Here is a 21,357-nt window from a genome sequence, read left to right as displayed (position 1 = left end):
AGACGTTTATTTATTTGACTCAATCTCTTGCGGTAAAATTAAGTTTAGTAGAATACCTGCCAATGCTGCTAATGCCATCCCTTCAATTTCTAAATTTATACCTATACCATTTAGATTGAAGACTAGGTTACCAATACCTATAACTAATATGACTGATGCGATGACTAGATTTCGGTTACTTGCAAAATCAACTTCACTTTCTACAAGCATTCGCAGACCACTTGCTGCAATAATTCCGAAAAGTAATATCGATACACCTCCCATAACAGGGGTTGGTATAGATGAAACTAATGCTGTGAATTTGCCTACAAAACCTAATACTATAGCGATGACTGCAGCACCTCCAATAACATATATACTATAAATTTTCGTGATAGCTAAGACACCTATATTTTCTCCGTATGTTGTACTTGGTGGGCCACCTATAATACTTGCAAACATCGTTGACACTCCGTCACCAATAATTGATTTGTCTAATCCTGGATCCTTAAAGAAATTTCTTCCTACGATTTTGTTAATCACCATTTGATGCCCAATGTGCTCACTAACTGTCACAAAAACGATTGGTATTAAGACAAGTACTAAACCTAGATGAAATGATGGTGTGTAATCTTTAAATGGTAGGTACACTTCTGGAAGTTGCAGCCATTTTGCTTCAGCTACAGGTTTAAAATTAACAAGCCCCATAAATATTGACACAATGTACCCCGTTATAATGCCGATTAATACAGGTATAAGGGACAAGAAGCCTTTAAAGTATCCTTGAACTATAATCGTCACCAGCAGCGTAATCATTGCTACTACTAAATAACTTAAGTTATAGCCTTTCATATCTCCTGAATTTTCAAACATCGCCATATTGACTGCGGTAGGTGCCAGACTCAAACCAATCACCATAATAACTGGTCCAACAACAACCGGGGGAAGTAAGTGCATAAGCCACCCTGTTCCACTTAACCTAATAGCTAATCCAATAAGCACATACATCACTCCGCTCATAAACAATGCTACTAACATGTCACCTAAGCTATGTGAATTCAATCCAGTTATGATTGGTGTGATAAATGCGAAACTTGAACCTAAATATGCGGGTATTTTCGCTTGTGTAATTAATATATATAATAATGTCCCTATCCCTGATGCTAGTAAAGCAGATGATATCGGTAATCCAGTTAAAAATGGTACGAGGACAGTCGATCCAAACATTGCAAATAAATGTTGAGTGCTTAGAAATGCCCATTGTCCTAATTTAGGTTTATCTCGTACATCTAATACTGGTTTAGCTGTCCGTTCAAACATTGTTTCATTTTCCATGACTTTCCGCTTCCTCTCATAAAAAAAGTCCCTTTACATTGTTTTCATGTAAAGAGACTTAAAAAATATCTATCCTCAAATCAAAATTCAGCTTGTTCAAACAACATTACGACTTAAATCATCAGCATTGCTGTTTGAATAGTTAGCTTAAATTAAGTTCAGATGATATGGAGAGAATCTATAGTATATGTTTTTATAATATAACTATATTTTGAAGTGTGGCTTCCTAGAAACTTGCCTTTGACTTCCACATGATTCTCTTCCCTTTCTCAGTCTCTCGTACTGAATTAAAAGGTGTTGATTTATTCAATTACAACTGCATTTCTACTATCTATTTCACTAAGAAAAACCGAGACAGCTTCTTCTCTAGCGGTCGGTATATTTTTACCAACAAAGTCTGCGCGTATTGGAAGCTCTCTATGTCCACGATCAATAAGCGTTGCTAATCCTATTTTTCTAGGTCTTGCATATTGAAGTACTGCATCAAGCGATGCTCTAACTGTACGCCCAGTATATAGAACATCATCCACAATAATCACGACTTGATTTGTTATATTGACATCAATTTCATACGTCTGTTCTGCAACTTGATCTATTGTCTGTTCTAAATCATCTCTAAATTGTGTAATATCAATCGTACCTGTCGGGACAGTTATTTCCTCAATTTGTTCAATTTTTTGTTGGATACGTCGTGCTAAAAATGCCCCTCTTGTTTTAATGCCTAATAAAATTAATTCATCAGTACCTTTGTTGTATTCTAAGATTTCGTGTGCAATACGTGTAACTGTTCTTTGTATTGCTGCTTCATCCATAATTACGCGTTCTGACATTTTGGACACCTACCTTAATTTTAATGATATTAAAAAAACTCACATCTTCAGAAGACATGAGGTAGCGTAATAAAATATTACAAACAAAATGTAGAGACATATCTAAAACTTAGATGATTTCTCCATCATAACCATTTTTGTACTTGTGATTATGACTTTTATCGCGTTTTACGAAAAACTACGATGGCTTTAGCTATTGTTATAACTTAAATACTTTGTTTGTATATTCTATTTTCATTACATGTCTTCGAAGCCTCTCTGGACTTTCAATTAAAGACGTTCGTTCTTTATTAAACTGTCATTATATTATCATGAATAACATATCGTTGCAAGTCTATATTAGAATATCGTTCGTTTTATAAAAGCGATCGTTTGCCTTTAAATCATTTTTTCACTTCTAGTCATCCTTGTTGAGGTGAGATAACGAAATCTAATTAATAAAATTAGATTTCCGTTTCAATCCCATTTATATATCATAGTATTATCTAAAATTCACGATATAACTTAGCAAAGCATTATTAATTATCAGATTTACGAATATCATTTAAGAGTTGCTCAAATTCCTCTGGTAAAGGTGCTGTCTTTTCAATATACGCTTGTGTAACTGGATGTTCAAAACCGATTACTGCAGCATGCAATGCTTGACCACCAATATCTAATGTTTTTTTCTGACCATATTTGGGATCTCCTACTAATGGGTAACCAATGTATTTCATATGCACACGAATTTGGTGAGTACGGCCTGTTTCTAACTGACATTCTATTAACGTATATTTATTAAAATGTTCTAATACATTAAAGTGAGTAATCGCGTCTTTACCATCATCAACTACAGCCATAGATTGGCGGTCATTCTTATTTCTACCAATAGGTGCATCAACAGTACCATAATCATGTGGAATGTTACCATGTACCAATGCAATATATTTACGCGTTACTGATTTATCTATCAACTGTTCTACTAAACTACGATGTGCAACATCATTTTTTGCAATCATTAATAACCCGGAAGTGTCTTTGTCAATACGATGTACAATCCCTGGACGTATCTCTCCGTTTATACCAGATAAGTCCTTCATTTGATACATTAATCCATTTACTAATGTACCCGTATAATGACCTGCTGATGGATGTACTACCATACCTTTAGGTTTATATACAATTGCGACATCATCGTCTTCATAATAAAAATTCAGATTAAGATTTTCTGGTTTAATATCTGCCTCAACAATTTCTTTCTCAGTTACTATAATTTTATCATTTGACTTAGTTTTATAATTGGATTTTATCACTTTACCATTGACTTTAACCAGGCCTTCTTTAATCCAATCTTGCATTTGAGTACGTGACCATTCAGTATTAAATTCAGGCAATAATTTATCTATTCGTTGTCCTACATTAGCTGGGTCATCTATATTAAACTCATGAAATTCCATACACTATCTCTCCTATTCTTCTGTCCTCATATCCCTTAATAATGCGACTATTACTAAAACGACGCCTATAGTTAAACTAGAATCAGCTACGTTAAATATTGGAAAATTATAACTAAATATATAAGTATCAACAAAGTCTACAACTTCACCATTTAATACACGATCAATAAAATTACCTAAAGCACCAGCAAACAATAAACTTATAGCAATTTGCATTAACAAATTATGCTTCGCTTCTTTTATAAAAAAGACAATGAGTATGATCAGAATAATGACAGTTATAATATAGAAAAAAGCCATCTTTCCACTTAAAATTCCCCATGCTGCACCATTATTTCTATGTGAAGTGATACTCAAAAAATTAGGGATTACTTCAAATGAGTCACCAATTTGCATTGTTTTAGTTATTATAAATTTTGTGATTTGATCTAATATAAGTATAACAATTGTTATAAATATAGAAATACCAATATAGTACTGACGTTTCATGTCTGTACCTCCTATTTGTTCTTCGTGCGGTCGCTTTTTACAACAACTCTCATTATATCCTAATCAAACTTATAAAAAAAGTTACAGTTCAAATAATAAGTTGATTTTTTTAAATGTTATTAAAATAGACATTATTCTAGAGTACGGAATAATAATTAAACCTAAATTGAATACCATCAGGTCCAACTAATAATTTATGTGTTGTTTCTGGAAAATGAAAATCTACACACGCTAAACCATAAGTTCTATGATTTTCTATACGTTTTACACTTGATAACCAATTATTCACTACGAGATGTTGGTGATAACCATTTGAAGCTAAATAAACCGCACTGTCAGTTTCTACAGAAGAAGGTACCAAACCAAAGTAATTTTTATAATATTGCTTAACTCTATTTAATCGAATTGTTTTTAAATTTATATATCCAATAATACTTTCATCAGGAATACCTTGCCACTTCTCATCTGAGACATAAGTTAGTAATTTAGGTACATTTAATGGTTTTGTTTCTAAAACTGCTTTTTCATTTTCAATAGACCATTCATCAATGGGATTATCTACATAAAACTCCAAGCCGTTTCCTTCCGTATCTTCTAAATATAATGAAGTTGAAATGTCGTGTTCGCCACCATTGATAGGTATTTTATATTCACTGAATTGCACAAGCAAGTCTGCTAAGTCTGTTTTAGATGGTAATTTTATCGCTAAGTGAAATAAACCTGCTTCTGAAACAAGAGGTTCTCTTCCCATATTGATTTGATTAAGTGTCATGAAGTGATTCAGATTACCAACCTCATATTGAATTGTAGAATATGATTCATTTACTACATTTAATCCAATAGTATCTCCATAAAATTTTTTCATTTCATCTTTATCTCTTACATTTAATATAATGCCATTTACAAAATGGGCACTTTCGTTATGGAACATATTTAACACCTTTCTAATTGCTTATTGCATCCATTATATCTGATTTGTTTAATTTTAAATTTTAATATGCTCATTTTAATCTTACTTTTGGATTTGTGAAATAACTCGTTTCATTTTTATATTAGCGAAAAGAAAACCTGGGACATCGTAGTGATGTCTCAGGTTTTTCTAAAATATTAGTCATAACTTGTTTTAATGAAAAAATACATAGTACACTTTTATAATTCTATTCAAATACATCAGAACAAAACCGTTTAATATTTTATGAATAACGTATTTGCCATGTTCTTACTTTAACATTTATCCATATTTAAACAAGTGTTTTAACTACTGCTTGACAACGTGGACATAGGTTATCTAATTCACCTACTGAACCCAATGATTCACTATAGTTCCAACAACGTTCACACTTTTCTCCGTGAGCATGTTCAATGTGGATATCACCATATTGATATGATTCTCCATTTTCAACTTTATCAACTACCTCCGCTTGTGAAGTAATAAATAATTGTTGTAAGTCAGAGAATTGTTGTAAAAATGTAGTCGCATCAAAGTTATCATTGCTACCGATTACCACTTTGGCTTCTAATGATTTACCAATTACTTTTTCATTACGCGCAACTTCTAAAGCACGGTTCACATCGTCACGCAATTTCATAAATGTATTCCATTTTTCCATGAATTCAGCATCAACTGCTACACGTTCAGGCATACGTGTTAAATGAACACTTTCTTCCTCTACATGTGGGATATGTGACCACACTTCTTCAGACGTATGCGCTAGGATAGGCGCTAATAATTTTGTCATGTCTACTACAATTTGGTACAACACTGTTTGCATACTGCGACGTTTATGTGCATTCTGCTCTTCAATGTACAAGATATCTTTACCGTAATCTAAATAGAAATTACTTAATTCAACGTTAATGAAATTTTGTAATTCTTGATATATATCTAAATAATCATAATTATCATAATTGTCTAGCGTATTAGCAGTAAATTCACGTAATCTATTTAATAAATATTTATCTACTTCTAATAGCTCAGATTCTGCAATTGCATCTGTTGAAGGATTATAATCATTTAAATTACCTAACATAAATCTTAAGGTATTTCTAATTTTACGATATACATCAGAAGTTTGTTTTAAAATTTCATCAGAAATACGCACATCTGATAAATAATCTACACTACTTACCCAAAGACGCGCAATATCTGCACCTTTTTGTTTGACGATTTGATCAGGTACAATGACATTACCTAATGATTTACTCATCTTTTTACCTTCACCATCCATTACAAATCCATGTGAAAGTAACATTTTATATGGTGAAATTCCTCTCGTAGCAACAGAAGTTGTAATTGAAGAGTTAAACCAACCACGGTACTGGTCACTACCTTCTAGATATAAATCAGCAGGATATGAAAGTTCCGGACGTTCTTCTAATACACCACGGTGTGATGATCCAGAATCGAACCAAACGTCCATGATATCTGTTTCTTTTGTAAACACACCATTTGGACTGCTTGGATGTGTGAACCCTTCAGGTAGTAACTCTGTAGCTTCTCGCTCAAACCATACATTTGAACCATGTTCTTGGAATAAATCTGCAACATGATTAACAGTTTCCTTAGTCATAATAATATCGCCATTTTCCGCATAAAATACTGGTAATGGTACACCCCAAACACGTTGACGTGATATAACCCATTCGCCACGATCTCTTACCATGTTATAAATACGAGTTCTACCCCAATCAACCTTGAAGTGTGTATCTTCGATTGCATCTAAAATATCTTGACGTACTTTATCAATAGAGGCAAACCATTGTGGTGTTGCACGGAAAATAACAGGTTTTTTAGTACGCCAATCATGTGGGTAACTATGAGTAATAAACTCTAATTTTAATAATGAACCATTTTCTTTTAATAAATCTGTAATTTCTTTGTTCGCTTTATCGTAGAACATACCTTCAAATTGACCAGCTTCTTCTGTAAATACACCTTTATCATCTACAGGGCTAATAACAGGCAAGTTATATTTTTGACCTACTACAAAGTCGTCTTCCCCATGTCCAGGTGCCGTATGAACACACCCTGTACCAGCATCTGTTGTGACATGTAATCCATTAATCACAAGTGACACACGATCAACAAAAGGATGTTGTGTTTCGATATACTCTAAGTCACTACCTTTGAATTCTTTTTCTAATTCAATGGCATCTTCGTTCCATCCTAATGCTTCAGCAACATTAGCAACTAAGTCTTTACCGATGATATATTTGTCACCATTCACATTATATTGACCATAAATTAAATCTGGGTGTACTGTGATCGCAACATTCGATGGTAATGTCCAAGGTGTAGTAGTCCAAATAACGAATTTTGCATCTTCATCAACAATACCTTTGCTATCTTTAACATCAAATGCTACATAAATAGATGGCGAACGCTTATCTTGATATTCAATTTCTGCTTCAGCAAGTGATGATTCACTAGATGGTGACCAATAAACTGGTTTTTTACCTTTGTAAATAAGACCTTTATCAGCCATTTCACCAAATAAACGAATTTGTGCAGCTTCATATTCCGGTTTTAATGTAATATATGGATCAGCAAAATCTCCTTTAACACCAAGGCGTTTAAAATCTTTTTTTTGATTTTCTATTTGTTCTAACGCAAATGCTTCACATTTTCTTCTAAATTCAGCAATTGATAATTCTTTACGCTTAACACCTTTTTTAGTAAGCGCTTGTTCAATTGGTAACCCATGTGTATCCCAACCAGGAACATATGGTGTATAGAAACCTTGCATTGTTTTATAACGCGTAATAAAATCCTTCAAAATTTTATTTAACGCATGTCCCATATGTAAGTTACCATTTGCATATGGTGGACCATCATGTAAAATATAATGTTCGTTATCTTTATTTTTGTCTAATGCTTTTTGATAAATATCATTAGCATCCCATTCTTCTTGGATTTTTGGCTCTTTATTCGGTAATCCTCCACGCATTGGAAAATTCGTTTTCGGCATTAATAACGTATCTTTGTAGTCCATTTCCTACACTCCTTATTACAATATTCTGACTTGTTTAGTATTTAACAATAAAAAGAACTCTAAGTTCAATTAACAGGGACGATATATACCGCGTTACCACCCTGATTAACTCAACTTAGAGTTCTCTCATTGCATGTTATTCAGTTAAAACTACAGTGATATAAGAAACAAATATATATTAGGCTCACACTATCCCTAACTCGCTTGAATATATCGACTGTTTCTTACGCGTCTGCTGTTTATTGTTTATTATTCTCATTATCTGTTGAACCGCTGTTATCTGTTGCTTCTGCATCCGCCTCTGCCGTACTATCTGCTTCAGCTTTTGCTTTCATCGCTTTTTCTTCTTCAGTTAATTCATTTTCATTTAAATGATTAATATTCTCTTGTGTTACTTGTTCAGAATCAAGGTCATAATTTAATAAATAATCCCAATCATCATTTTTAAGTAAATCTAACTGTGCTTCTACTAACATACGGAAACGAGATCTAAATATTTTAGATTGGCGTTTCATATCTTCTGTTTGGAAAGAAAGGCGGCGAGCTTTTTCAACTGCATCATTGACAATACGATCTGCTTCGCTTTTTGCTTTAGCAATTGTTGCCTCTGCATCTTTATTGGCTGCTGCTTTCGTCTCTTCTCCAGCTTGTTTCGCTTGAACTAATGCATCGCTCACAGATTGATGCACATCTTTATAAGATTGAATATTTGTTTCTTTATCTTCGACAACTTTTTCTAGTTGTGCTTTATCTTCTTTTAAACGTTCAATTTCATTACTGAGTTGTTCTAGATAACTTTCAACTTCAGTTGGTTCAAAACCCGTTTTCACACGAGTAAAGGATTTGTTTTTTATTTCACTTGGTGTAAAAGCCATGCGTCAATATCCTCCTTCTATCATACACTATTTTGTAATTTCATTAAATATCATAAATAAAATTTCATCTTATATGGTATCATTGCTTATTTTAGTCGTTAAAATTCGGTTGTTCTACACTTTATAAGTATAACTTATTTAAATAAAGTTTTGTAGGAAATTCGTACTTTATCTTTTTTTGTTTTTCCACCAATATCAGTAATCATTGCTCTGCCATAACCTTGAATAGATAGTAAGTCTCCTTTATCCAGTTGGAAATCTGCAGAATCAATAATCGTATGATTAACTTTAACACGTTTCTTTTCGATTAACTGTTTGCTAATGGAACGAGATTTACGAATCATTTCTTTTAGAACGACATCTAAACGTAAACCAGTTACGGTTGTTTCGGATGAGTGCCAGTTCTCTACTGATTGTATCATATCTTTTATTGGTAGCGCATTTAGTTTAACTGTCGCGCCTTTAATTTTATTTAATTCCAATATAATATATGATTCTAATTGCTTTGTCAAAGTAAATTGTATGCGATTATCTACAACAATATCACCTAATTGGTCTCTTTCGATTCCCAATGACATAATTGTGCCCAAGACATGTTGGTGTTGAAGTGTGACAAATTTTTGAGGATAATCGATTTCAAAAAGAATGATTTCAAAATCTTCCACCTCAGGTTGAAAGTAATCTGGTGCTATGATGGCTCTTTGTCTCTCAGCATATGGCCCACCATAAAAAGTAACTTCTAAATCTTGAAAACTACCAACTACAACATTTAATATATATTGGCCTCTGGGATCTAAAAAGGAAGTTAATACTGGTGCAAACTGGTCGTTGGCACGATAACACTTATCGATGAGTTGATCGATTAATTCATGTTCTTCTTTTCTAAAATGTTGATAAATATCGATGTGATTTCACTCCAAATATAAGTTAAAGCACCTCGCGTTTTTAACGTTAGGTGCTTAACATTTATTTTATAATTTATTCAAATATCATTTTATCCTCAATACAAAACTTACACTAAATAATTTAAAATTAAATTAAAAATATTTTCTAAACCAGTTCGGAATAATACAAGTACAATTATTGCAACAATGGATGAAATATCAATCATGCCAATAGGTGGAATAATTTTACGGAATGGTTCTAAAAACGGTTCATACAATTTTGATAAAAATTGACCGAATTTATTTTCACGTGCGCCTGGAAGCCATGACATAAAGAAATATACAATCATCCCAAAGTAATAAATTTGAACCAAGAATAAAATAAATTGAAATATATTTGCTAATAAACCTATATCCATGAATGTTTACCTCTATTCACCTTGGTATTCCATATTTTCGATTTGGTCTGTTATGCTTCCTGCAACTTCAACATTATCTGGCGTACATAAGAATATGTCAGAACCTACACGTTGAATGTCTCCACCAATTGCATAAACGGTACCACTTAGAAAATCGATAATTCTTTTTGCAGATACTTTATCAATACGTTGTAAGTTCACTAAAGTTGCTCTGCGATTTTTTAATTCGTCCGCAATGTCTTGAGTATCTGAAAAGACGCGTGGTTCAAATAAACACATTTTAGAACTTTCTTGCGTAAAACCATAATTGTTTTGATCTTGATTATTCATGTTCACAACGTTCCTAGTATTATTTTTAGGTGCACTGTTATTCATTTGATACTTCCTTTCCCCGGTTGATTGTTGTAATCTTGTTGGTTGTTTTTTGGGTACGGACTGTATGCGTTGTCTTTCTGTATTGTCATTTTGTTGATTATTATAATTTGTTTGAGACTGCGCTTGGTGTCTATCTTGTTCTTCTTCAGGTGGCGCTTGTAAATCATCGTCTTCCTCTTCAACTACGAAAAAACCACTAAATAAATCTTTTAAAGCCACGGGGCTCACTCCTCTTTTCCTACAAGTTTAGTCCCAATTCTCACAAATGATGCACCTTCTTCGGCTGCTAAATGGTAATCATTACTCATTCCCATTGACAATTCTGTGCATGGTGCATAATTTAAATTGAGCGCTTTAATTTCATCTCTCTTTGCTCTTAATGATTTGAATAAATCTTTAATATACGGTTCATCATCCGTATAAGGTGCCATCGTCATAAGACCAATTATTTCTATGTTTTCATATTGCTCTAAATCCTTAATAAACGTATCTACCTCATCTAAAGCGATACCTTGTTTTGACGTTTCTCCAGAAACGTTGACTTGAACAAAACATTTCACTTTATGTTCAGCTCTTTTATTAATCTCTTTTGCTAATTTCAGACGATCTAAAGCGTGAAAATAGTCGATATCGTTAATGACCTCTTTAACTTTTCTTGTTTGTAAAGAACCGATAAAATGCATGACTACATCGTCTGGTAAAGCTGCTTTCTTTTGTTGAAAACCTTCTAAACGATTCTCACCAAAATGTCTAATACCTGCTTGATAAGCATCATTAGCTCGCTCTATTGTAACATATTTTGTCACTGCTATCACGTGCGGGACTGTTGTAATATTACCTTTTTCGCAATGTATTTTCAATTGTTCATTTATTTGCGCTAAACTTTGTTGTACATCCAATTTTTATACACCTCTTAGTTATTGACCAATATAAGCTAACATACGACCTGTATCGCCTTTCTCTACTCTATATGAAAAGAACAAATTTAAATCTTCCGATGTCGCATAATTCGTTATATAAATATTATTTTTCGGAACACCATCATACTCTAACAACATAGCATTCGCCTTTTTTAGGTCTATGCCATGACGATTGTCACCTCTTGTTTCGATATATTGATGAGCATCTATAGGTAATTGCTCAAACTTGCTTTTAATATCATCATTAATTTCATATGAATTTGCAGTTGCTGGTCCAATAACAACGCTTAAGTCGTTCCAATCAAATGGTATACGTTTTAACATTTGATTGACAATTTGACCTACTGTGCCACGCCAACCTGCATGAGCTAAGCCTACAAAGTGATGTTTTTCGCTATAAAAATAAATTGGTACACAATCTGCATAACACATAGTTAATAAAATGTCATTTTCAAATGTATACATACCATCTATACCATGTAATGCATTAGAAAGACTATCAATATTAGTACCTTTATCTTTGTTTGTAATTTCAACTACCTTATTTTCATGTGTTTGAATCGGGAAAACCCATTGATTTCTTGGAAACTGAATTACAGAAGCAAGTAACGCTTGGTGTCTCGTTACATTATCTTGATCATCATTAATGTATCTAGCCATATTAAATGCATCTTTCGGGTAATGGCTGTATCCTTCTTCTCTTGTTGTTATACCCAGTTTTACATTCTTTAATTGATTATCGAAATATTTTAAAATATGACGATCTTTGATAAATTTCTCTTGCATGCTATAAACCTCCAGCTATTCAACATTTATAAACTATCTAAAGACATTCGGGAGATTCTAAATAATTGAAAACTATATTTTTCTACATAATAATGTAGTTCACAACAAATAATATGCCAACTTCTAAATTCAAAAAAGTCATCAGATCTTTGGACCTGATGACATTTATATATTTTATATTGTCTAAATTATTATTAATTATTATAAAAAACTAACAGAAGAAGAAGTCCATTCGAGATTAACGTCTAGTTCTTCTAGAACGTCTTTCTTCACGATTTCTGATAAAGCTAGGAATATCATCTTCATTTGTAGTATGTGTTCTACCTTCATTTGCACTGTCTGTCGTTTGTGATGCACTAGAAGAGAATGAATCTTCTTTTGCAGATGTACTTCCAGATGATGCACTGTTGCCAAATCCAGTATTTGAAGCTTTGCGCCCTTGAGATGAAGGTTTATCTTCAAATCCAGTAGCAATGACTGTTACTACGATTTCATCTTGTAATTCTGGGTTAATCACAGTACCGAAAATCATATTAACATCTTCATCAGCTGCATCTTGAACAATGTCTGCTGCTTCTTGTGCTTCAAATAATGATAATGACTCTCCACCAGTAATGTTCATTAGCACACCTTGTGCACCTACAATAGAAGTTTCTAATAATGGAGAAGAAATAGCTTTTTTAGCAGCTTCTACAGCACGGTTTTCACCAGAAGATACACCGATACCCATTAATGCAGAACCTTGGTTAGACATAATTGTTTTAACGTCTGCAAAGTCAAGGTTAACTTCACCTGAAACAGCGATTAAGTCTGAAATACCTTGAACACCTTGACGTAATACATTGTCTGCTTCTTTAAATGCTTCCATCATTGGTGTTGACTTATCAACAATATCTAATAAACGGTCGTTAGGGATGACGATTAATGTATCAACAGCAGCTTTCATTGATTCTACACCAGCAGCTGCTTGTGTTTGACGCTTACGGCCTTCAAACCCGAATGGACGTGTAACAACACCAACTGTTAACGCTCCCATTTCTTTTGCAATTTTTGCTACAACTGGAGCAGCACCTGTACCAGTACCGCCGCCCATTCCTGCTGTTACGAATACCATATCAGCACCTTGGATTGCATCTTCAATTTGCTCACGAGATTCTTCGGCAGCTTTTTTACCAATTTCAGGGTTTGCACCAGCGCCTAAACCACGTGTTAATTTTTCACCAATTTGGATTTTAGACTCAGCTTTAGATAAGTTTAAAGCTTGTCCATCCGTATTGATTGAAATAAATTCAACATTATTCATACCATGATCAATCATTCGGTTAACAGCGTTATTTCCGCCGCCCCCTACACCGATGACTTTTAACGTCGCTAAATGATTAAATCCTTGTTCAAATTCTAACATTTAAATTTCCTCCTAGTTTTAGTGGCCAATCAATCGAATAGAGATTTCATAAGTTTCTTGAACTTACTTTCTTCTTTGTCTTGAGGTTTACTTTCTTCTTCTTGTTCTATGTTGTCTTCATGTTCGTATGCCTCAGACGCTTCTGGTTCTTCTATATCAGAAGTTGATGTATGTGGCTCTTCTTGTTTGTTTGATTTCTTTTTGAACCAATCAAATCCGCTTGACTTCGTACTATTTTCTCGATCATTTGATTCTATGACTTCTTCTTCAAATTCTTCACTGTCATGATTATTTATTGTAACATAATCTAGTAATTCGTCGAAAGTAATGCTACTAGAAATCGTTGAAATCGCTGAAGAAAACTCTGGTTTTCTTATACCCATTTGGGATGGCGTATGAATTCTTACTTTTTCACTTACCATGTCTTGCAGCAATTCTTTAACGCCTAGTAAATTGGCCGAACCACCTGTTACAACGAAACCACCATTTACTTTTGTAAGACCTAACTCTTGTAATACATCAAACACATTAAAGAATATATCTTCCACACGTGCTTCTATCACATCTGCCAAATCTTTTTGAGTAAATTGTGCTTCTTCTTCGCTATTTATTTGATCAATAGTAAACACATCATGATCCGACGCTGAATCAAAGAAAGCGTGACCATATTGATGTTTGATTTTTTCAGCCGTTTCATAAGAAGTATTTAAACCTTTTGCAATATCTTCCGTTATATCTCTACCAGCCATTTCTATAGCATCAGCATCTACAAGCTCTCCTCTTTCGTAAAATGCCAATTGTGTTATATCCTCACCAATGTCAATAATGCATGCGCCAAGTTCTTTCTCAGTTGCCGAAAGTACTGAGCCATAATTATATGCATCAGAGTATACATCTAATACATCTACACCACAAGATTCTACACATTTAATCATGTTTATTAAAATTGATTTTTGAATCGCAATAACACCAGCTTCAACTTTCAAACTATGTCTTGCAATGAGTTCTTTAGGATCTGACACTTCATTATCGCCATCCACAACAAATTTAATTGGGAAAGCGTTTATTATTTCTGTTTCGGGTACATCATTTTTTTTACGAATACCTTCAAGTACACGCTCAATGTGTGTACCATCTAGTTCAGTATCTTCATAAAATTCAATTTCATTTGACTCATCAAATACCTCAGTTCCGATAATTGGAAGTTTTAAAAATACTTCCTTAACATCGACGCCTGACGCAATAGAGGCTTTTTTGATTGTATCTTTAACCGCTTGTTTTGCGATGTCGAAATCATCAATAAGACCATTTTTTATACCACTTGTGTAGGTCTGTCCTGTACCTATCACATTTATTCCATTGTGAAATTTTTCGCCCACTATCGCTTTAACACTTGACGAACCGATATCTATACTTACATAATAATGCTCTTCCATAGATAGGCACCTCCTGACAATAACTTATTCATGTTCACACTATTAACAGTTTACAATACGTTTTGACGCTTGTGAACTATAAACACATGTATTTGTCTAAATTTTTTAATTATTTTTGTCTGATTCTTTATTTATCTTATTTAAGGCACTTTGTAACTCGTCTTTCGCCTTATCTTCTTCTGTGTTTCCTTTGTCAACATTTTGATCACTTGTTGATTTAGTAGTACTTCCACCACTATAAGGAATAAAAGAAGCACCAACAGACAAATCAATGTAGCCTGATTTTTTTAAGCTTCCTGATTCATCACGTTCTAACGACTGTGACATTTGAGGATAATACTTCATTTTATTTGCAATAGTATTCAAATTACCCACAATTTGAATCTCATCTGTCGTATATAACTTGATTTGGTTTTGTAAATTTTCTTGCGGGTCATATTGCACTTCGGCGATCATGCTACGCACTTTTGTAGGCATTTTTGCTAATTCTTGTATTATTTTTTCTTTTTTCTCTTTTTTGAATCCTTCAAGGACGGGACCGTCATCTGTTACATTACTTTCTTCATAATTTTCTAATTCTGTTCCATCTTCAAGAATCGGTACATAATGATCTTTCTTTTTAACTAAACCAACGATTTGGCTTTCTGTCACTTTAACCTTCACCTTATTCGGCAATACTTTAGTTACTTCTGCATGCTTTATTAATTTATTCTTTTTCAAATTATTAACAGCTGATGAAGTACTATAGGTATACATTCTAGAGTCATCTTTTACATCTATCGCTTTTTTTATAGAAGCTTTAGATACATTGTCATTACCTTCAATTGTCACCGAGTTGATTTTACTCAATGGCGTGAACATATAAATAAGAATCAGTAAAATAATAAATAGCAAAATACCGAAGATTGTGTATTGTATTTGTTTTTGTTTTTTACGTCGTTTTGCACGTTTCTCTTTTAAATATTCAGAATCAAATTCACTAACTTTATCTGACATTTATTTCACAACCTTTAAAGTGAAGGTAAGTGCGCTTGGAAGCTCTTAATAAACTTATTTCCGCGCTCTTCAAATGTATTGTATTGATCCCAACTTGCACAAGCTGGTGATAATAATACAACGTCATTAGGCTCAATAACTGATTGTACTTTATCGACTGCATCTTCTACATCTGTGGCCTTTATTACATATTTACCTTGATTCACGCCTAATTTCACAAATTTTTCTTGCGTCTCACCAAAGGTCACCATCACTCTGACGTTATTCATATATGGAATCAATTCATCAAATCCATTGCCTCTGTCTAAACCACCACACAACCAAATAATGGGTTGCTCAAATGAATTTAGAGCAAACTGTGTCGCTAAAGTATTGGTAGCCTTAGAGTCATTATAATATTTATTGGTTTTGTTTGAACCTACATATTGAAGTCTATGCTCTATACCAGAAAAAGTTGTCAAACTATCTATTATGGCTCTTACTGAAACCCCTGCTAACAGTGCCGCTAACACAGCTGCGAGTATATTTTCTAAATTGTGTTCACCAGGTAATACTAAGTCATCTTTATGAATAAGTCGGAAACCTTTAAATGTAATATAACCATCTTTTACGTATATACCATCAACCTCTTGTTGTGTAGAAAAGTAATACACTTTTGCTTTTAAGGATTCTGATTCAATCAGGTGACGTTGATGATAATTACATATTAAATAATCCTCTTCAGTTTGATTTTTATATATTTGTTTTTTTGCATTTTGATAATTCTCTAAATTCTCATGATAATCCAAATGTGCAGAATAAATATTTGTAATAATCGATATATGCGGCTTATATTGATCGATACCTAGTAATTGAAATGAAGAGAGTTCAGTTATAAGGTAATCCTCTTCTTCTACTTCTTGTGCCACTTTTGAAGCTACATAACCAATATTGCCAGATAATTTACCAGTAATTCTACTTTTTTTAAACATATCACCTATTAAAGAAGTGACCGTTGTTTTTCCATTTGTTCCAGTCACGCCAATAATGGGCGCTTTGGAAACTAAATAACTTAGTTCTACTTCAGTAAGTATGTGTAATCCTCGACGTTCCGCTTCTTGAATTAACGGAACTGTGTATGGAATACCTGGATTTTTAAAAATGAGTGGTTCATTATCAAGTAAGGAAAATGGATGTGCTCCACCAACAACTTTGACACCCATATTTTCTAAATCGATTGCATGTGCATCTTGGCTTAAATCTTTGCCATCGTTAACAACGACATTTGCACCAAGTTTTTGTAACAATTTCGCAGCTTCATATCCACTTTTTGCTAATCCTATTACTAATACATTTTTATTTTCTAAACCTGTATATTTCAGCAATTTAATTCACTCCAATCCATAAGCCAATAAGACCTGAAATAATACCAACTGTCCAAAATACAGTAACAACTTTTCTTTCATTCCAACCTACTAGCTCAAAGTGGTGATGTAGTGGTGACATTTTGAAAACTCTTTTTCCTGTAAGCTTATATGATGTGACTTGAATCATAACTGATAATGTTTCAGCTACAAATACAAAACCGATAAAAATAAGTGACAATTCTTGATTGAGCATAATTGAAATTGTAGCAAAAATACCGCCTAGAGCTAAACTACCTGTATCTCCCATAAATACCTTAGCGGGATTTAAATTAAAAGGTAAGAATCCAAGTAATGCGAAAATCATGATAATACAAAACAAGCCAATAGAATTTGCGCCTTGGATATATGCCATAAGGGCATACATAATAAATCCAATAATAGACAGTCCAGTAGAAAGTCCATCTAATCCATCTGTTAAATTGACCGCATTAGAAAAACCAACCTGCCAAAATACAATGAAAATTACATATGCAATTGATAATGGTACTTCTAAACCTGTAAATGGAATATGAATTCCCGTTGAAAAGTCTGTCAGATTAAACACTTGGCTTAATATGAAGAAAACAACTGCAATAGCGATTTGAGCAAGGAATTTTTGTTTACTCGTTAATCCTTGATTGTTCTTTTTAACAACAATGATATAGTCATCAATAAAACCAATTAATCCAAAACCAATCGTCACAAACAACAACAATATAATCGGATTTGCATTATCCATAAAAATAATAGCTAATATTGATGTGACAATGATACTAAGTAGGAAAGTTAATCCTCCCATCGTCGGTGTACCTGTTTTTTTCATATGGCTTTGAGGGCCTTCTTCTCTTATACTTTGTCCAAATTTCATTCGCTTTAGTGTTGGTATCAATACAGGGACTAATATAAATGTTATTAGTAGTGCAATGATTGCTAGTAAATAAACCATATTATGCTCCTTTAATATTAAATTGGATTGATGTCGTTAATGCTAAGTGCAACTTATAAATCATATGTAACGAGGCAGTAAGTATGTTTCAAATTTCAAAATTATATTTTGTATTCAACATTTAAATTACTACCTCGCATCAATTTTCAAATGATACATTTTAACATGTTTTACCAGTGACGTCAGAAATACAATAAATTTTTATTCACTTTGTTTGTCACTGTTTGAACCTGAGTTATTATCATCTTTTTTATTAGAATCATCTTTGGACGATTCTTTTTCTTTGGATGATGTCGTCGAAGACTCACCATTAACCGCTTCTGCAGATAACGTCACTTCTACTTTATCTTTTTTATCAACTTTTTGTCCTTTACTAACAGATTGATTAGAAACGAAGCCACTACCTTTTGTAGTTACTTTTGTTTGCGTCAAGGTTTCAAAAGCAATCACTTCTTCTTTTGTCCAACCTGTCATGTCTGGCATAGTTATATCCCCGTCTGTCAGTAATAATACCTTACTATTCGGTAGCACTTCTTTATCTGGTGATACTGATTGTTTAACAACTTTATCTCCACTTCCTATGACAATTGGTTCGAGAGACTTACCATTTACCTTATCTTGTGCTTTTTGCGTTTCCTGACCTTGAACATCTGGCACTTTACTATACTTCACATCAGATTTATCTTTAGAGTTTTTATCCCCTACGTTTAAGTATTTCAACGTGTTTTCCATAATAGGTTTAAACGCTTTACTTACACCCATTTCATAAGCTTCTTGGTCATTTTTTTGTGCTAAACTCATACCAGCATACACTATTACTTCTGGATCATCTTTAGGTGCATCACCAATAAAACTTACAAAGTATGGATTTTCCCCTTGAACATAACCACCATTATCAGAGTCAGCAACTTGTGCTGTACCTGTTTTACCTGCTACGTCATAACCATCAATTTGATAGTTTTTAGCATGACTATCTTCACTGTTTACAACTTTGTCTAATTCAGTACGCACTTTCTTAGCAGTGTCTTTAGTAATTGGTTTTCCTGCAAACTCTTTTTTACCCTTATAAAAAGTATCATCAGTAACAGGATTGCTCACGCTATCTACAAACCATGGTTGCAGCATTTTACCTTCATTATTAAAAGCGGATTGCGCTCTTAACATTTGAACTGGTGTTACAGTTGTAGATTGACCAAATGAGGATGTTTTTTGCTGTGCTTCATTATCCCAAGCTATACCGCCCGTAGATTCACCATCAAACATACTCTTAGTAGATTTACCAAAACCAAATTTTTCATACCATTCTTTCATCTTATCTGAGCCAACTAAATCTTGTAAGTGCATCATTAAAGTGTTTGAAGAATACGTGAAACCGGTAGACATTGAGATTTTCCCCCAACCTACTTTATTCCAGTCAGATATTTTAGAGCCCATTACTTCTCTAGGTTCAGCAGTATATTTTTTATCAGGTTTAAATTTACCTTCTTGAATTGCTGCCGCTAGACCATAAGATTTAAAAGTTGACCCTGGTTCATATGTGTTTTGATATAAATCATTTGCCCATTTTTTCCCAAAATCTTTACCAGTTTCTGGATTAAAAGTTGGTCTTTGACTAAATGCCAAGATTTCTCCTGTTTTCGCATCCATCACTACGGCAAACAAATCTTTTGGCTTATAATGTTCAACCATGCCATCTAACGCTTCTTCAACGAAAACCTGTATATTTGAATCAAGCGTTAAATGTACGTCATCTCCACGTTTAGGCACTTTTTCTTTTTTGGTGTTTGGTGCAATATACCCCCAAATATCATGAATATACGATAAAGCACCTTTTTGTCCTGAAAGATAGCTATCAAATATTTTTTCAACACCTAAAGCACCTTTTAATTCTCCACTATCTGGGTCTTTTTGAGCTATACCTATCAAGTGAGATGCAAAGTTTCCATTAGGATAAAATCTTTCCGTTTCTGGATATAACGTCACACCAGGAAGTTTCATTTTTTCAATTTTTTCTTTCTCTTGATACGTTAAATCTGTGCCTTTTTGACCAAATTCAACTTGAAAGGCTTTTTTATTATCTAGTTTTTTCTCAATTTCTTTTGCTGACATATCAATCACTGTCGCAAGTTTTTTTGCAGTTTCTTTTTTGTCTTTTACATGCTTAGGTTTATCGCTGCCTTCGCTTGCTTTTTTATCAACAACTGCCACAACTTTATACCGTTCCACATCTTCCGCTAACACTTTGCCATTTCTGTCATAAATCTTACCTCGTTCTGGTTGCTGCTGACTATTTACTAAGTATTTTTCGTTCGCTTTCATAATTAAATCTTCACCAGAAGAGTGTCCTGTCAACATAATATATGAGTATCTTAAAACCAACGTAAAAAAGAGCAGTCCAAATCCAAGAATGAGTAGGACTGCCCCTATTTTACTTTTTTTAATTGAAAACTTCGGTTTCTTTAATTTAATTCTTCGCTTCGCCATTATTACGCACTACCTTTACATTATCGTTCTTAAGGCTCATTCCATCTTTTTTGGCCTTATCGTAAATGCGTTCATATGAGGAGTTCTTTTTAATTTCAGATTTTATTGCGCTGTTTTCACTAGATTGTTTTTCAATTTTTGTATCTAAATCTGCAATTTTTTCTCGAGTTTCATACGCATCCATTTTTAAAGATAGCATATAAATACTTATTAAAGCAATCACTGTTATAAGTCCTATGTATAACATCTTTTCAAACTTAGTTAGCTTGACAATTACTTTACGCTTAACTGTCTGGGGTTGACTCTGGGGATGAGGCGACGGTTGCGTTTGTGGTATTTGTTGTTCTGCTCCATTATACGGTTGGTATATCTTCTCTACTGCCAC

General features: G+C 33.4%; 19 protein-coding genes. All 19 read right to left on the bottom strand.

All coding sequences use genetic code 11. The annotated features are described in order from the left end of the window. Positions 1–6 precede the first annotated feature (6 nt). The 19 genes from MUA21_RS04390 to ftsL all read right to left on the bottom strand — a co-directional run bounded on the left by MUA21_RS04390 (position 7) and on the right by ftsL (position 21,357). Positions 7–1,314 (bottom strand): uracil-xanthine permease family protein, encoded by a 1,308-nt coding sequence (locus tag MUA21_RS04390; protein ID WP_073342371.1) that lies wholly within the window; start codon positions 1,312–1,314, stop codon positions 7–9. A gap of 302 nt (positions 1,315–1,616) precedes the next feature. Next, positions 1,617–2,144 carry a bifunctional pyr operon transcriptional regulator/uracil phosphoribosyltransferase PyrR gene (gene pyrR, locus MUA21_RS04385; RefSeq protein ID WP_046208696.1) on the bottom strand — a complete coding sequence of 176 codons (528 nt, stop codon included), beginning with the start codon at positions 2,142–2,144 and terminating at the stop codon, positions 1,617–1,619. A 518-nt stretch (positions 2,145–2,662) separates the two neighbouring features. Beyond that, entirely contained in the window at positions 2,663–3,580 is a 918-nt protein-coding gene (locus MUA21_RS04380; RefSeq protein ID WP_064209065.1) for an RluA family pseudouridine synthase, read from the bottom strand. 12 nt (positions 3,581–3,592) lie between these two features. Further along, positions 3,593–4,069, bottom strand: coding sequence for a signal peptidase II (gene lspA / locus MUA21_RS04375; protein ID WP_107526105.1), 477 nt, complete (start codon positions 4,067–4,069; stop codon positions 3,593–3,595). Positions 4,070–4,205: 136 nt separating this feature from the next. Further along, entirely contained in the window at positions 4,206–5,000 is a 795-nt protein-coding gene (locus tag MUA21_RS04370) for a VOC family protein (RefSeq protein WP_262561945.1), read from the bottom strand. Positions 5,001–5,310: 310 nt separating this feature from the next. Next, positions 5,311–8,061, bottom strand: coding sequence for an isoleucine--tRNA ligase (gene ileS, locus MUA21_RS04365; RefSeq protein ID WP_107526107.1), 2,751 nt, complete (start codon positions 8,059–8,061; stop codon positions 5,311–5,313). Between the two features lie 239 nt (positions 8,062–8,300). Beyond that, positions 8,301–8,936 (bottom strand): DivIVA domain-containing protein, encoded by a 636-nt coding sequence (locus MUA21_RS04360; RefSeq protein WP_046208701.1) that lies wholly within the window; start codon positions 8,934–8,936, stop codon positions 8,301–8,303. Between the two features lie 134 nt (positions 8,937–9,070). Further along, positions 9,071–9,841: a YlmH family RNA-binding protein gene (locus MUA21_RS04355; RefSeq protein WP_064209069.1), complete on the bottom strand. Its 771-nt coding sequence runs from the start codon at positions 9,839–9,841 to the stop codon at positions 9,071–9,073. Positions 9,842–9,948: 107 nt separating this feature from the next. After that, complete coding sequence (locus tag MUA21_RS04350; RefSeq protein WP_046208703.1) at positions 9,949–10,239, bottom strand: YggT family protein; 291 nt, start codon at positions 10,237–10,239, stop codon at positions 9,949–9,951. A gap of 12 nt (positions 10,240–10,251) precedes the next feature. Next, positions 10,252–10,833, bottom strand: coding sequence for a cell division protein SepF (locus MUA21_RS04345; RefSeq protein ID WP_262561944.1), 582 nt, complete (start codon positions 10,831–10,833; stop codon positions 10,252–10,254). A gap of 5 nt (positions 10,834–10,838) precedes the next feature. Next, positions 10,839–11,513 (bottom strand): YggS family pyridoxal phosphate-dependent enzyme, encoded by a 675-nt coding sequence (locus MUA21_RS04340; protein WP_070037957.1) that lies wholly within the window; start codon positions 11,511–11,513, stop codon positions 10,839–10,841. A gap of 18 nt (positions 11,514–11,531) precedes the next feature. After that, a complete protein-coding gene (gene pgeF / locus MUA21_RS04335; protein ID WP_262561943.1) occupies positions 11,532–12,320 on the bottom strand; it encodes a peptidoglycan editing factor PgeF in 789 nt (262 codons plus the stop codon). Between the two features lie 238 nt (positions 12,321–12,558). After that, on the bottom strand, positions 12,559–13,725 hold the full coding sequence (ftsZ, locus tag MUA21_RS04330; RefSeq protein WP_107526110.1) for a cell division protein FtsZ: 1,167 nt from the start codon (positions 13,723–13,725) through the stop codon (positions 12,559–12,561). Between the two features lie 29 nt (positions 13,726–13,754). Then, a complete protein-coding gene (ftsA, locus tag MUA21_RS04325; protein ID WP_262561941.1) occupies positions 13,755–15,161 on the bottom strand; it encodes a cell division protein FtsA in 1,407 nt (468 codons plus the stop codon). Between the two features lie 105 nt (positions 15,162–15,266). Continuing rightward, on the bottom strand, positions 15,267–16,157 hold the full coding sequence (locus MUA21_RS04320) for a cell division protein FtsQ/DivIB (protein ID WP_262561940.1): 891 nt from the start codon (positions 16,155–16,157) through the stop codon (positions 15,267–15,269). Positions 16,158–16,171: 14 nt separating this feature from the next. Continuing rightward, positions 16,172–17,521 (bottom strand): UDP-N-acetylmuramoyl-L-alanine--D-glutamate ligase, encoded by a 1,350-nt coding sequence (gene murD / locus MUA21_RS04315; RefSeq protein ID WP_262561939.1) that lies wholly within the window; start codon positions 17,519–17,521, stop codon positions 16,172–16,174. Position 17,522: 1 nt separating this feature from the next. Then, a complete protein-coding gene (gene mraY, locus MUA21_RS04310; protein ID WP_046208710.1) occupies positions 17,523–18,488 on the bottom strand; it encodes a phospho-N-acetylmuramoyl-pentapeptide-transferase in 966 nt (321 codons plus the stop codon). Positions 18,489–18,689: 201 nt separating this feature from the next. Next, positions 18,690–20,972 (bottom strand): penicillin-binding protein, encoded by a 2,283-nt coding sequence (locus MUA21_RS04305; protein WP_262561938.1) that lies wholly within the window; start codon positions 20,970–20,972, stop codon positions 18,690–18,692. Next, positions 20,953–21,357 carry a cell division protein FtsL gene (gene ftsL / locus MUA21_RS04300; RefSeq protein WP_107526114.1) on the bottom strand — a complete coding sequence of 135 codons (405 nt, stop codon included), beginning with the start codon at positions 21,355–21,357 and terminating at the stop codon, positions 20,953–20,955. The genes MUA21_RS04305 and ftsL overlap by 20 nt, the downstream gene beginning before the upstream one ends.

It is taken from the genome of Staphylococcus ureilyticus (assembly GCF_025558845.1).
GTDB classification, from domain to species: domain Bacteria; phylum Bacillota; class Bacilli; order Staphylococcales; family Staphylococcaceae; genus Staphylococcus; species Staphylococcus ureilyticus.
Note: the sequence above shows the minus strand (reverse complement) of the source record. Positions and strands in the feature narration are given on the sequence as shown.

Excerpts from the sequence above, each read along its gene's own strand:
- MUA21_RS04360 (WP_046208701.1), bottom strand. The coding sequence starts at position 8,936 with ATGGCTTTTACACCAAGTGAAATAAAAAACAAATCCTTTACTCGTGTG.
- pgeF (WP_262561943.1), bottom strand. The coding sequence starts at position 12,320 with ATGCAAGAGAAATTTATCAAAGATCGTCATATTTTAAAATATTTCGAT.
- MUA21_RS04380 (WP_064209065.1), bottom strand. The coding sequence starts at position 3,580 with ATGGAATTTCATGAGTTTAATATAGATGACCCAGCTAATGTAGGACAA.
- ftsA (WP_262561941.1), bottom strand. The coding sequence starts at position 15,161 with ATGGAAGAGCATTATTATGTAAGTATAGATATCGGTTCGTCAAGTGTT.
- MUA21_RS04390 (WP_073342371.1), bottom strand. The coding sequence starts at position 1,314 with ATGGAAAATGAAACAATGTTTGAACGGACAGCTAAACCAGTATTAGAT.
- ileS (WP_107526107.1), bottom strand. The coding sequence starts at position 8,061 with ATGGACTACAAAGATACGTTATTAATGCCGAAAACGAATTTTCCAATG.
- MUA21_RS04320 (WP_262561940.1), bottom strand. The coding sequence starts at position 16,157 with ATGTCAGATAAAGTTAGTGAATTTGATTCTGAATATTTAAAAGAGAAA.
- MUA21_RS04350 (WP_046208703.1), bottom strand. The coding sequence starts at position 10,239 with ATGGATATAGGTTTATTAGCAAATATATTTCAATTTATTTTATTCTTG.
- ftsZ (WP_107526110.1), bottom strand. The coding sequence starts at position 13,725 with ATGTTAGAATTTGAACAAGGATTTAATCATTTAGCGACGTTAAAAGTC.
- mraY (WP_046208710.1), bottom strand. The coding sequence starts at position 18,488 with ATGGTTTATTTACTAGCAATCATTGCACTACTAATAACATTTATATTA.
- MUA21_RS04370 (WP_262561945.1), bottom strand. The coding sequence starts at position 5,000 with ATGTTCCATAACGAAAGTGCCCATTTTGTAAATGGCATTATATTAAAT.
- MUA21_RS04305 (WP_262561938.1), bottom strand. The coding sequence starts at position 20,972 with ATGGCGAAGCGAAGAATTAAATTAAAGAAACCGAAGTTTTCAATTAAA.
- lspA (WP_107526105.1), bottom strand. The coding sequence starts at position 4,069 with ATGAAACGTCAGTACTATATTGGTATTTCTATATTTATAACAATTGTT.
- pyrR (WP_046208696.1), bottom strand. The coding sequence starts at position 2,144 with ATGTCAGAACGCGTAATTATGGATGAAGCAGCAATACAAAGAACAGTT.